The following is a 13080-nucleotide window of genomic DNA, read 5'->3' as shown; positions in this document are numbered from 1 at the left end:
CCCCTCACCTCCAGGAGCGCCCCATGGCACGCACCAACCCGATGCACCTCCTGAAGAACCTCGCCGCCGAGCACGCCGACGCCCGGCGGCTGAACCTCCCCGTCGACGAGCTGCGCGGCATGAGAGCGGACGCCCTCGGGCGCCGGTCCCTGCTCAAGTACGCCACCGCCGCCGGCATCGCCGTCGGCGTCGGCTCGGCCGTCCCCGCCGCGGCCGCCACCACCACCCCGCCGGTCAGGAGCACCGCCCGGATCGCCGTCGTCGGCGCCGGGATCTCCGGCCTCACCGCCGCCCTCACCCTCCAGGACGCCGGTCTGAGCCCGGTGCTCTACGAGGCGAACCCGTCCAGGGTCGGCGGCCGCATGTGGACCCAGCGGGACCACTGGGCGTACGGCCAGACCTCCGAGATCGGCGGCGAGCTGATCGACACCAGCCACAAGAAGATCCTCGAACTCTGTCGCCGATTCGGCCTCGCCACCGAGGACTTCCTCGGCGGCGGCCCCAACGGCGCCGAGGAGGTGCTCTGGTTCGGCGGCGCCTACTACCCGCGCGCCCAGGCCGACGAGGACTTCAACGCCGTCTACCAGGCCCTCCACCGCGACCTGCTCGACGCGGGGGAGGTGAAGTGGAACCAGACCACCCCCACCGGCACCGCCCTCGACAACATGTCGCTGTACGAGTGGATCGAGACCCGGGTCCCCGGCGGACACTCCTCGCCGCTCGGGAAGTTCATCGACGTCGCCTACAACGTCGAGTACGGCGCCGACACCACCGAACAGTCCTCGCTCGCCCTCGTCCTGCTCATGGGCTACCAGACCAATCCGGGCCACTTCAACATCTGGGGCCTCTCCAACGAGCGCTACCACGTCGTCGGCGGCAACGACCGGCTCCCGAACGCCGTCGCCGGGGCACTCGCCCCCGGCACCCTGAAGATGGGCTGGTCGCTGACCGCCGTACGGGCCAACGCCGACGGCACCCAGACGCTCACCTTCACCGAGGGCGGCTCCACCCGGACCGTCACGGCCGACCACACGATCCTGTGCGTCCCGCTGCCGATCCTCCAGCAACTCGACACCTCCCAGGCCGGGTTCGACCCGCTCATGCGCAATCTCCTGCGGGACGCGCGCATGGGCTACTGCACCAAGCTCAACATGCAGTTCGGCACCCGGCCCTGGCGCGGCACCGGAGCCTGGCCCGGGGTCTCCGCCGGCGACTGCTTCACCGACACCGAGGTCCAGCAGACCTGGGACACCACCAAGGTCCAGGGCGGCACCGGCGGGATCCTCCTCCAGTACGGCGGCGGCAGCCTGGCCCGGAACCTGAACCCCGCCGGGCCGTTCTCCACCGAGTCCGACCCGTACGTCCGGAACCTGGTCACCCGCTACCTGGCCGGCATCGACGCCTTCTTCCCCGGCACCTCCCGGGCGTACACGGGCCGCGCCCAGCTCTCCGCCTGGCACAAGAACCCGTACTCCCTCGGCGCGTACTCCTGCTGGCCCGTGGGCTACCTCCACCGGTACGCCGGGTACGAGGGCACCGCCCAGGGCAACGTCCACATCGGCGGCGAGCACTGCTCCTACGACTTCCAGGGCTTCATGGAGGGCGGCGCGACCGAGGGCGAGCGCGCCGCCCAGGAGGTGATCGCCGTGCTGCGCTGAGCCGGCTCAGCCGGCCGGCACGATGTTCTGGTTGAAGCGGAACACGTTGTCGGGGTCGTAAGCGGCCTTCACGGCGGCGAGCCGGCGGTAGTTCTCCTCACCGAAGGAGGAGACGATCCGCTGCCCGCCCTCGGCGCCGACGAAGTTCAGATACGTCGCGTCGAGCGCCCACGGCCGCACATCGGCCCGTACGTCGTGCACCCACTGCTTCGCCTGCTCGTCGAACGCGGGGTCCTCCCAGGTCGCGAACGGGTGCACCGCCCACGGCGCGGTGCGCCACGGCTGCGGATATTCGGACGGCCCCGCGGCCACGGCCCCGCCCATCAGGAACAGCACGTGCTGGGTGGCGGTCCCCGCCGGGATCCCCGCACCGCGGTCGCAGAAGACGTCCACGGCCTCGTCGGAGAACTCCCGCAGGTACTCGGCCGACCAGTAGTTCCGCAGCCCCGGCGGGTCGTCCATCATCGACTGCAGGTCCACGTACGGGATGTCCGTGACGATCTCGACCACGGGCTTCAGCGCGAACAGCGGCGCCGCGAACTCGCGGAGCTCCTCGACCGGACCCGCGTACGTGAACAGCGCCCCGCAGACCAGCTTGCCGACCAGCTCCTCGGGGATGAACGGCTCCGGGGGCGCCGGCATGTAGATGGCGCCGCCGCCCATCTCGTCGGGCGCGACGGCGCCGAGATCACGGAAGGTGCGCACCACCTCGGGCGCGTTGTCGGGCAGGAACAACAGCATCGACACGCTCATCCGGGGCAGCGGGTGCAGCCGCATCGTCAGCGAGGTCGCCACCCCGAAGTTGCCGCCGCCGCCGTGCAGCGCCCAGAACAGGTCCGGATTCTCCTCCGCGTCCGTGTGGACGTGCTTGCCCTCGGCGGTGATCAGGTCGGCGGCCAGCAGGTTGTCGCTGGCGAGACCGAACTTCCGCTCCAGCCAGCCCGATCCGCCCCCCAGCGTGAATCCGCCGACGCCGGTGGTGGACACCCGCCCGCCGGTGGTCGCCACGTGGAACGGCTGGCAGGCGTGGTCCAGGTGTGCCCCGGTCGCCCCGCCCTCGATCCGTACCGTCATGGCCTCGGGGTCCACGACGACGCCGTGCATCCGGCGGAGGTCGACGATCAGCGCGCCGTCGATCATGGAGGTGCCGGCGACGCTGTGCCCGCCGCCGCGCACCGCGATCGGCAGCTCGGCCTCGCGGCCGAACAGGATCGCGTTGGACACGTCGGCCTGGGTGGCGCACTGGGCGATCACCGACGGGCGCCGGTCGATCATGCCGTTGTGCAGGGCACGCGCCTCGTCGTACCCCGGACCGCCCGGGGTGATCACCTCACCGGCCAGGTCGTCGACCAGTCCGGCCAGGGCGCTTTCGGACACGTGGGGACCCATGGGAGCCCCCCTTTCGTGCGGGGGGACGGGACCTTCTCATCGTAGGTCCGGCCCCCCTGGGGCGCCCCTCAGCCCCCGTACGCGCCGCTCGCCGTCAGCCGCAGCGCCGTGTCGATCAGCGGGACGTGGCTGAAGGCCTGCGGGAAGTTCCCCACCTGACGCTGGAGCCGCGGGTCCCACTCCTCGGCGAGCAGCCCCAGGTCGTTGCGGAGCGCGAGCAGCTTCTCGAAGAGCGTGCGCGCCTCGTCGACCCGGCCGATCATCGCCAGGTCGTCCGCCAGCCAGAACGAGCAGGCGAGGAACGCGCCCTCGTCGCCCTCCAGGCCGTCGACGCCGGCCTCCTCGCCGGCCGTCGGGTAGCGCAGCACGAAGCCGTCCTCGGTGGACAGCTCGCGCTGGATCGCCTCGATCGTGCCGATGACCCGCTTGTCGTCCGGCGGCAGGAAGCCCATCTGCGGGATCAGCAGCAGCGAGGCGTCCAGCTCCCTGGAGCCGTACGACTGCGTGAACGTGTTCCGCTCCTTGTCGTAGCCCTTCTCGCAGACGTCCCGGTGGATCTCGTCACGCAGCGCGTGCCAGCGCTCCAGCGGGCCGTCGGCGTCCCCGGACTCGATCAGCTTGATCGTGCGGTCGACGGCCACCCAGGCCATCACCTTGGAGTGGACGAAGTGACGGCGGGGGCCGCGGACCTCCCAGATGCCCTCGTCGGGCTGGTCCCAGTGCTTCTCCAGGTAGTTGATCAGCTTGATCTGGAGCAGGGAGGCGTAGTCGTTGCGGGAGAGGCCCGTCATGTGCGCGAGGTGGAGGGCCTCGGTGACCTCGCCGTAGACGTCCAGCTGGAGCTGGTTCGCCGCGCCGTTGCCGACCCGGACCGGGCCGGAGTTCTCGTACCCCGGGAGCCAGTCGAGCTCCGCCTCGCCGAGCTCCCGCTCGCCCGCGATGCCGTACATGATCTGCAGGTTCTCCGGGTCGCCCGCGACGGCGCGGAGCAGCCAGTCCCGCCAGGCGCGGGCCTCCTCGCGGTAGCCGGTGCGCAGCATCGAGGAGAGCGTGATCGCCGCGTCCCGCAGCCAGGTGTAGCGGTAGTCCCAGTTGCGGACGCCGCCGATCTCCTCGGGCAGCGAGGTCGTCGGCGCGGCGACGATCCCGCCGGTCGGCGCGTACGTCAGCGCCTTCAGGGTGATCAACGAGCGGATCACGGCCTCCCGGTAGGGGCCGTGGTACGTGCAGTGCTCGACCCACTCGCGCCAGAAGTCGGCGGTCGCCTCCAGGGAGCCCTCGGGGTCCGGCAGCGCGGGCGGCTCCTTGTGGGAGGGCTGCCAGGAGATCGTGAACGTGATCCGCTCGCCGGGCGTGACGGTGAAGTCGGAGTACGTCGTCAGGTCCTTGCCGTGGGTCTCCACGTCGGTGTCCAGCCACACCGAGTCCGGTCCGGCGACCGCGACCGTGCGCTCCCCGACCTTGTGCACCCAGGGCACGATCCGGCCGTAGCTGAACCGCATGCGCAGCGAGGAACGCATCCGCACCCGGCCCGAGACGCCCTCGACGATCCGGATCAGCTGCGGCGCGCCGTCGCGCGGCGGCATGAAGTCGGTCACCCGGACCGTGCCGCGCGGGGTGTCCCACTCGGACTCCAGGATCAGCGAGTCGCCCCGGTAGCGGCGCCGGTCGGCGGGGGCCGGTTCGGCGTCCGCCGGACCGGCCGGGCCCACCCGCCAGAATCCGTGTTCCTCCGTGCCGAGCAGCCCGGCGAAGACCGCGTGCGAGTCGAAGCGGGGGAGACACAGCCAGTCGACGCTGCCGTCCCGGCAGACCAGTGCGGCGGTCTGCATGTCTCCGATGAGTGCGTAATCCTCGATGCGCCCGGCCACGTGCTTCACTCCAGTCGAACGGCCACGTCCGCCCCTGAGGGGCGCTTGCTACTGATGTGCGTGATGTCTGTGCGGTGTCAGCCAGACCAGTGTGCGGGACGAGCCGGCCTGCCCGGCGGGCGATGTCCGAGCAGGATACGTGCCACCCCCGTGACCGTAGTGATCACACGAGCGACGCGCTGCTCCACCCGGGTGAGCTGCACCTTCCCCCGGCCCCCACCGCCGCGTCGCCGTCCGTGAACACCCGACTGCCGCGTGTGGCCGGAAGCGGTCTCCCGATGTCGCTGATACCCTGGTACCCCGTGGACCGGTGGGAAACGGCGACAGCCGAGGACCCCGAAACCGCAGCGACGGCACCCCCCGATTCTTCCGGAGGGGACGCCGGTACGCACCTCCAGAACGCGACCACGGGAGCCCCCTCTTGGCGATGCCGCCCAACACCACGACGACCAAGCACATCTTCGTCACCGGGGGTGTCGCCTCCTCGCTCGGCAAGGGGCTCACCGCCTCCAGCCTGGGTGCGCTCCTCAAGGCCCGCGGCCTGCGGGTCACGATGCAGAAGCTCGACCCGTACCTGAACGTCGACCCGGGCACGATGAACCCCTTCCAGCACGGTGAGGTGTTCGTCACCAACGACGGCGCCGAGACCGACCTGGACATCGGCCACTACGAGCGCTTCCTCGACGTCGACCTCGACGGCTCGGCCAACGTCACCACCGGCCAGGTCTACTCGCAGGTCATCGCCAAGGAGCGGCGCGGCGAGTACCTCGGCGACACCGTGCAGGTCATCCCGCACATCACCAACGAGATCAAGGGCCGCATCCGCCGCATGGCGACGGACGACGTCGACGTCGTCATCACCGAGGTCGGCGGCACGGTCGGCGACATCGAGTCGCTGCCCTTCCTCGAGACCGTCCGCCAGGTGCGCCACGAGGTCGGCCGCGACAACGTCTTCGTCGTGCACATCTCGCTGCTGCCCTACATCGGCCCCTCCGGCGAGCTGAAGACCAAGCCGACCCAGCACTCGGTCGCGGCCCTGCGCAACATCGGCATCCAGCCCGACGCGATCGTGCTGCGCGCCGACCGCGAGGTCCCCACCGCCATCAAGCGCAAGATCTCGCTGATGTGCGACGTCGACGAGGCCGCGGTCGTCGCCGCCATCGACGCCCCGTCGATCTACGACATCCCGAAGGTGCTGCACACCGAGGGCCTGGACGCCTACGTCGTCCGCAAGCTCGACCTGCCCTTCCGCGACGTGGACTGGACCGTCTGGGAGGACCTCCTGGACCGCGTCCACAACCCCGACCACGAGGTCACCATCGCGCTCGTCGGCAAGTACATCGACCTGCCCGACGCCTACCTGTCGGTCACCGAGGCCATGCGCGCCGGCGGCTTCGCCAACAAGGCGCGGGTCAAGGTCAAGTGGGTCACCTCCGACGACTGCAAGACCCAGGCGGGCGCGGCCAAGCAGCTCGGCGACGTCGACGGCATCCTCATCCCGGGCGGCTTCGGCGACCGCGGCGTGTCCGGCAAGGTCGGCGCCATCCAGTACGCCCGCGAGAACAAGGTGCCGCTGCTCGGCATCTGCCTCGGTCTGCAGTGCATCGTGATCGAGGCCGCCCGGAACCTGGCCGACATCCCCGAGGCCAACTCCACCGAGTTCGACCCCGCCACCGCGCACCCCGTCGTCTCCACGATGGAGGAGCAGCTGGCGTACGTCGAGGGCGCCGGCGACCTGGGCGGAACGATGCGCCTGGGCCTCTACCCGGCGAAGCTCGCCGAGGGCTCGGTCGTCCGCGCGGTCTACAACGACGAGCCGTACGTCGAGGAGCGCCACCGCCACCGCTACGAGGTGAACAACGCCTACCGCGCGGAGCTGGAGAAGAAGGCCGGTCTGGTCTTCTCCGGCACCTCCCCGGACAACAAGCTCGTCGAGTACGTCGAGTACCCGAAGGAGATCCACCCCTACCTGGTCGCCACCCAGGCGCACCCGGAGCTGAAGTCCCGCCCGACCCGCCCGCACCCGCTCTTCGCGGGCCTGGTCAAGGCGGCCGTCGAGCGCAAGACGGGCAAGTAGCAGCCAGGCGTTAACGTTGCCGGGGTACGGGTCCTGACGGATCCGTACCCCGGTTTTCGTGTGTGGGAGGACGCAGATGGAGTTGCAGGACACCCCGGAAGAGTGGCGGGTCGTCGCCACCACCACCCCCTTCACGGGCAACAAGACGAGTGTCCGCACGGACGACGTGGTCATGCCGGACGGCACGGTCGCGCGCCGCGACTACCAGGTCCACCCGGGCTCGGTGGCCGTCCTGGCCCTGGACGAGGAGGACCGCGTGGTCGTCCTCCGGCAGTACCGGCACCCGGTCCGCCAGAAGCTCTGGGAGATCCCGGCCGGACTCCTCGACGTGCCGGGTGAGAACCCGCTGCACGGCGCCCAGCGCGAGCTGTTCGAGGAGGCGCACGTCAAGGCGGGGGACTGGCGGGTCCTGACCGACGTCTACACGACCCCCGGCGGCTGCGACGAGGCCGTACGGATCTTCCTCGCGCGGGACCTCGCGGAGGCGGAGGGCGAGCGCTTCGAGGTCTCCGAGGAGGAGGCCGACATGGAGCTCGCGAGGGTGCCGGTCGCGGAGCTCGTGCGAGGGGTCCTCGCGGGGGAGCTGCACAACAACTGTCTGGTGGTGGGGGTGCTGTCGCTGGTGGCGGCGCGGGCGGGCGAGGGCCTCGACGCACTCCGCCCGGCGGACGCCCCTTGGCCGGCCCGGCCGTTCCAGCCGTAGGTCCCCCGGATACGGCCGGTGTGACGATCGGCTGATCCGATCGGGGGATCTGTCCGCCCTGCTCCGCCGGGTCCGTGTCCCGCGCTGAACTACGCTCGGAATCGCCCGTGCGGAGCCCCCCGCGGGATCGGCTCGTGCGCAGGTGGACGGGAGCGTGGCCCGTGACGGATCAGGCGGTGGCGGCGGCCGGCAGCCGGCAGTTCTTCGGCCGGCAGCGGGAGTTGAAGGCCCTGCGCGCCGACATCGAGCGGACCGGCCTCGACACCCTCACCGGCCGCAAGGCGCCCCGCGCGCGGGTCCTGCTGATCGCCGGCAAGCCGGGCTCCGGACGTACCGCTCTCGCCGAGGAGCTCACCGCCGGACTCGCCGACCGCTACCCCGACGGCGTCTTCCGCGCCCGGCTCACCGAGCCCGGCGGCGACCCGGTTCCCACCGGTCGGGTCGCGCAGGAACTCCTCGCCGCGCTCGGGGTCGCCGAACCCCCCGGGGCCGGCGAGGACGAGCTGACCGAGCTGGTCCGCGGCGCCCTGGCCGAGCGCCGGGCCGTCCTGGTCCTGGACGACGCCGTCGACGCCGAGCAGGCCGACCCGCTGATCCCCGACAACCCCGACGCCCTGGTGGTCGGGGTCTCCCGCGGCCCCCTCACCGGCATCCCCGACGTCCGGCCCTGCACCCTCGGCGGGCTCGACCCGAAGTCGGCCATCGAGCTGCTGACCGCCTTCACCGGATCCGTCCGGATCACCGTCGACCCGCAGGCCGCCGAGGCCCTCGTCGAGGAGTGCGGAGGACTGCCCGCCGCGGTCGTCCTCGCCGGCGGCTGGCTCTCCACCCAGCCGAAGGCCTCCGTCGCCGACCTCGCCAAGCGGCTGCGCGGGCTGAGCGGCGATCCGCTCACCCGGACCTTCCTGCTCGCCCACGAGGCGCTGCCCGCCACCGCCGCCCGGATACTGCGATTCCTCGCCCTGGCCCCGCTCGGCCGGGCCGACGCGCACACCGCCTCCGCCCTGGCCGGCTGCTCGGTCTCCGCTGCCGCGACCACCCTCGCCGACTTCGCCGCCCTCGGGCTCGTCACGGTCGGCGAGGACGGACAGTACGAGGTGCGCGCGCACCTCGTCCCCCTGCTTCGCGCCCAGCTGGAGGAGCGCGACCGGCCCGCCGAGGTGCAGCTCGCCCGGGCCCGGATGCTGGAGCGGACCGTACGGCTCCTCCAGTCCTGCCGTGCGGTCACCGAACCCGAGGGCTCGCCCGCCCGCCGGAAGCTGGCCGGTCTGCCGCGCGCCCTGCGCTTCCCGAGCGCGGAAGCGGGCGCCGCCTGGCTGGACTCCCGGCAGCCCGTGCTCCTGGCCTCCGCCCGGCTGGCCGTCGCCGACGGGGAGCTCGACACCCTCGCGCGGCGCCTGGTCGCCTCCCTGGTCAGGGCGCTCGCCGCGCACCGGGGCGCGGAGGCGGCCGCCCCCCAGCTGTACGGCCTCCACGGGCTGGTCCTGGACGTGGCCGAGCGGCGCGGGCTGCACCGCGAGCGGGCCGCGGCCCTGCTCAACCTGGCCGATCTCGACGCGAGGACCGGCAGGACGAAGGACGCTCTGCTGCGATATCGGTCGGCTTTGGAGGCCGGACGCAAAGCAAATGACCCGTATGCGACCGGTCGCGCAATGGAATCCGTAGGTGGCTCGTATCAGGAGCTGGGGGACTGGCAGCGGGCCGGCGACTGGTACGGGCGGGCCCTCGCGCAGCGCCTCGCCCGGGACGAGCGCGCCGACCAGGCCCGGCTGTACGCCCGCCTCGGCGCCGTACAGACCTATGCGGGGCGGTACGGGGAGGCCCTGCGGAGCTGGCGCGCCGCCGCGGCCGGCTACCGGAGGCTCTCCGATCTCCCGGGCCACGCACGGGCGTTGAGCGAGGCGGCGCGCGTCCAGGAGTACGCCGGACGGCCCGAGGAGTCCCTGCGGACCTGCGAGGAGGCGGTGGAGTGGGCCCGCCGGGCCCAGGACACACGGCTCCAGGCCGCGCTCCAGCTGCGCCTCGCCGACACCCTCGACCGGCTCGGCGACCCCGCGGCCGCCGGTCTGCACCGGTCGGCGGCCGAGAGACTGCTGGAAACGGAACCATCCGCCTACGAAATCCGCAGTGGCTCCGTCGAAGATTAGTACTTTGAAAGGCTAGACACCGGGAACTCCTTCATTAGACTGGGTGCGCCGCGTTCGAACGTGGTCTGCCCCGGTGCGCCGCAGTGCATCCGGGTATGTATCGCAGTGCCCCAGATATCCCCCTGATTCAAGGACCGTGATCGACGATGAAGGTCGGCATCCCCCGCGAGGTCAAGAACAACGAGTTCCGCGTGGCCATCACCCCTGCTGGTGTCCACGAGCTCGTCCGCCACGGCCACCAGGTCTTCGTCGAGCAGAACGCCGGTGTCGGCTCCTCGATCACGGACGAGGAGTACGTCGCCGCCGGCGCCGAGATCCTCGCCACCGCCGACGAGGTCTGGGCCACGGCCGACCTGCTGCTCAAGGTCAAGGAGCCGATCGCGGAGGAGTACCACCGCCTCCGCAAGGACCAGACGCTCTTCACCTACCTGCACCTCGCCGCCTCCCGCGAGTGCACGGACGCGCTGCTCGAGTCCGGCACCACCGCCATCGCGTACGAGACGGTGGAGACCGCGAACCGCGCGCTCCCGCTGCTCGCCCCGATGTCCGAGGTCGCGGGCCGGCTGGCCCCGCAGGTCGGCGCGTACCACCTGATGCGCTCCGTCGGCGGCCGCGGTGTCCTCCCCGGCGGCGTCCCCGGCACCCACGCCGGCGAGTGCGTCGTCATCGGCGGCGGCGTCTCCGGCTGGAACGCCACGCAGATCGCCGTCGGCATGGGCTTCCACGTGACCCTGCTCGACCGCGACATCAACAAGCTCCGCGAGGCCGACAAGATCTTCGGCACCAAGGTGAAGACGATCGTCTCCAACGCCTACGAGCTGGAGAAGGCCGTCATCGAGGCCGACCTCGTCATCGGCGCCGTCCTCATCCCGGGCGCCAAGGCCCCGAAGCTGGTCACCAACGAGCTCGTCGCCAAGATGAAGCCCGGAAGTGTCCTTGTCGACATTGCGATCGACCAGGGCGGCTGCTTCGAGGACTCGCACGCGACCACCCACGCCGAGCCGACCTTCCAGGTCCACAACTCGGTCTTCTACTGCGTCGCCAACATGCCGGGCGCGGTCCCGAACACCTCCACCTACGCCCTCACCAACGCCACGCTGCCCTACATCGTGTCGCTGGCGAACAATGGCTGGGTCGAGGCGCTGCGCCGCGACTCCGCCCTCGCCCTGGGCCTCAACACCCATGACGGCAAGGTGGTTTACAAGGAGGTCGCCGAGGCGCACGGCCTCGAGCACCTCGAGCTGAGCAGCCTCCTGGCCTGATCCCGAAGGCTCGTCGACGGCGGCCCCGTCAACGCCGCCGTCAATATCACGCACCCGGCCGGACCTTGTTCGACAAGGTCCGGCCGGGTGCGTCTCGGGGGCTGCCGGAACGTTCGGGCAACTCGCCTCGAACGTAACCCTTTAACCGTTTCGCGCACCCCTGAAACGTGTGGATGCATGCCTGCGCACCCTTGACAGAGACGTGTTCGGTTGCCGACACATCGGGCCGGGTCCGGCGGATTGTGTTGCTGCGGAGCGGTGACACGCCATAGAGTCGCCAACCGTCGGCATGGTGCCACGCTGACCTATCGATAAATGTTCCTGGTGACATCCAAGGAGGTAGGACGACTTGTGAATGAGTCGACAATTACTCCCGGGAGCGGTGCGCCAGGTGCCCCGATCGGCTCCGTCGCGGTGCGGACCTTCGCGACGCACCAGCCCATGACGAGTGCCCACACGATGAAGACGATGGACGGCCTACACGTGAACGCCACGGCCGGCAACGAGATGGGCCGAGAGTCCACCCACTTCGCCGCCTTTGACGAGGTGCCCGAGGGGCACTTCTACGACCCCGACGCCGAGTACGAGCCCGACCCGGAGTACGCGGCCACCCTCGCACCCGACGCTGCCCGCCAGCGCCGCGAGCGGATCGGCCCCACCGGACGGCCCCTGCCGTACTTCCCGATCCCGGGTCCACTGACCGACCACGGACCCGCGAAGATCATCGCGATGTGCAACCAGAAGGGCGGCGTCGGCAAGACCACGTCGACCATCAACCTGGGTGCCGCGCTCGCCGAGTACGGACGACGGGTGCTGCTCGTCGACTTCGACCCGCAGGGAGCCCTGTCGGTCGGCCTCGGCGTGAACCCGATGGAGCTCGACCTCACCGTCTACAACCTGCTCATGGAGCGGGGCATGTCGGCGGACGAGGTGCTCCTGAAGACCGCCGTGCCCAACATGGACCTGCTGCCGAGCAACATCGACCTCTCGGCCGCCGAAGTCCAGTTGGTCAGCGAGGTCGCGCGCGAGTCCACGCTCCAGCGCGCCCTGAAGCCGCTGATGAACGACTACGACTACATCGTGATCGACTGTCAGCCCTCGCTCGGCCTGCTGACCGTGAACGCCCTGACGGCCGCTCACAAGGTCATCGTGCCGCTGGAATGCGAGTTCTTCGCGCTCCGCGGAGTCGCGCTGCTCACCGAGACCATCGAGAAGGTCCAGGAGCGGCTCAACCCCGACCTGGAGCTCGACGGCATCCTCGCCACGATGTACGACTCCCGGACCGTGCACAGCCGTGAGGTCCTCGCGCGCGTCGTCGAGGCCTTCGACGACCACGTGTACCACACGGTCATCGGGCGGACCGTGCGCTTCCCGGAGACCACAGTCGCAGGCGAGCCCATCACCACGTACGCCTCCAACTCCGTGGGTGCCGCCGCATACCGTCAGCTCGCCAGGGAGGTGCTCGCCCGGTGTCACGCCGAGTGAGTCTGCCCGGAGCCGACGAACTCTTCCGTACGACCGGGGGGACGGCGCTCCAGGCGTCCGCACCCCGCCGGGCCGTCCCGGCACCCGCGGCCGAGAGCGACCCGGCGGCCGCCGAGGGCTCCGCGGAGCACGCGTCGGCGGACTCCGAGGCCGCGGAGCCCCGCGCCCGGACGGCCGAGAATGAGGGACCGGCGAAGGCCGCGCCCTCCGCCACGGTGCCGGCCCCCGCGTCGGCGGCCCGGCGGCGCGGCGGCCGTACGCCGAACCGGCGGCCCAGCGGCCGTGAGCGCCACGACGAGAAGATCACGGTCTACGTCTCCGCGGAGGAGCTGATGGACCTGGAGCACGCCCGGCTCGTGCTCAGGGGCGAGCACGGTCTCGCCGTCGACCGGGGCCGGATCGTCCGGGAGGCCGTCGCGGTCGTCCTGGCGGACCTGGAGTCCCGCGGCGACGCGAGCATCCTCGTCCGCCGCCTGCGCGGCCGCTGA

General features: G+C 71.2%; 9 protein-coding genes. 7 read left to right on the top strand and 2 right to left on the bottom strand.

The window, feature by feature from the left end; translation table 11 throughout:
• Nucleotides 1-23 precede the first annotated feature (23 nt).
• Entirely contained in the window at nucleotides 24-1658 is a 1635-nt protein-coding gene (locus ACN9M0_RS07440) for a flavin monoamine oxidase family protein (protein ID WP_399697987.1), read from the top strand.
• A 6-nt stretch (nucleotides 1659-1664) separates the two neighbouring features.
• Here the strand turns inward: ACN9M0_RS07440 and ACN9M0_RS07435 are convergent, their stop codons facing one another.
• Together ACN9M0_RS07435 and ACN9M0_RS07430 are read right to left on the bottom strand one after the other, a co-directional pair.
• On the bottom strand, nucleotides 1665-3047 hold the full coding sequence (locus tag ACN9M0_RS07435) for an FAD-binding oxidoreductase (RefSeq protein ID WP_366040531.1): 1383 nt from the start codon (nucleotides 3045-3047) through the stop codon (nucleotides 1665-1667).
• 68 nt (nucleotides 3048-3115) lie between these two features.
• Nucleotides 3116-4918 carry a glycoside hydrolase family 15 protein gene (locus tag ACN9M0_RS07430; RefSeq protein WP_399697981.1) on the bottom strand — a complete coding sequence of 601 codons (1803 nt, stop codon included), beginning with the start codon at nucleotides 4916-4918 and terminating at the stop codon, nucleotides 3116-3118.
• A 427-nt stretch (nucleotides 4919-5345) separates the two neighbouring features.
• On the opposite strand from ACN9M0_RS07430, the gene ACN9M0_RS07425 reads away from it, so the two are divergent.
• From ACN9M0_RS07425 to ACN9M0_RS07400, 6 genes are all read left to right on the top strand, one after another.
• Nucleotides 5346-6995 (top strand): CTP synthase, encoded by a 1650-nt coding sequence (locus tag ACN9M0_RS07425; RefSeq protein WP_366040567.1) that lies wholly within the window; start codon nucleotides 5346-5348, stop codon nucleotides 6993-6995.
• Between the two features lie 76 nt (nucleotides 6996-7071).
• Nucleotides 7072-7698, top strand: coding sequence for an NUDIX hydrolase (locus ACN9M0_RS07420; RefSeq protein WP_366040533.1), 627 nt, complete (start codon nucleotides 7072-7074; stop codon nucleotides 7696-7698).
• Between the two features lie 161 nt (nucleotides 7699-7859).
• The gene (locus ACN9M0_RS07415; protein ID WP_366040534.1) at nucleotides 7860-9845 is read left to right on the top strand and encodes an AAA family ATPase; all 1986 of its coding nucleotides are present in this window, start codon (nucleotides 7860-7862) and stop codon (nucleotides 9843-9845) included.
• A 146-nt stretch (nucleotides 9846-9991) separates the two neighbouring features.
• The gene (gene ald / locus ACN9M0_RS07410; RefSeq protein ID WP_366040535.1) at nucleotides 9992-11107 is read left to right on the top strand and encodes an alanine dehydrogenase; all 1116 of its coding nucleotides are present in this window, start codon (nucleotides 9992-9994) and stop codon (nucleotides 11105-11107) included.
• A gap of 459 nt (nucleotides 11108-11566) precedes the next feature.
• On the top strand, nucleotides 11567-12592 hold the full coding sequence (locus tag ACN9M0_RS07405; protein WP_037631020.1) for a ParA family protein: 1026 nt from the start codon (nucleotides 11567-11569) through the stop codon (nucleotides 12590-12592).
• Nucleotides 12577-13080: a hypothetical protein gene (locus ACN9M0_RS07400; protein ID WP_366040536.1), complete on the top strand. Its 504-nt coding sequence runs from the start codon at nucleotides 12577-12579 to the stop codon at nucleotides 13078-13080. The genes ACN9M0_RS07405 and ACN9M0_RS07400 overlap by 16 nt, the downstream gene beginning before the upstream one ends.

Origin of the sequence: Streptomyces sp. R-07 (assembly GCF_049913175.1) — a bacterium.
Classification (GTDB): Bacteria; Actinomycetota; Actinomycetes; order Streptomycetales; family Streptomycetaceae; genus Streptomyces.
This window is presented reverse-complemented; position numbering and strand designations above follow the sequence as displayed.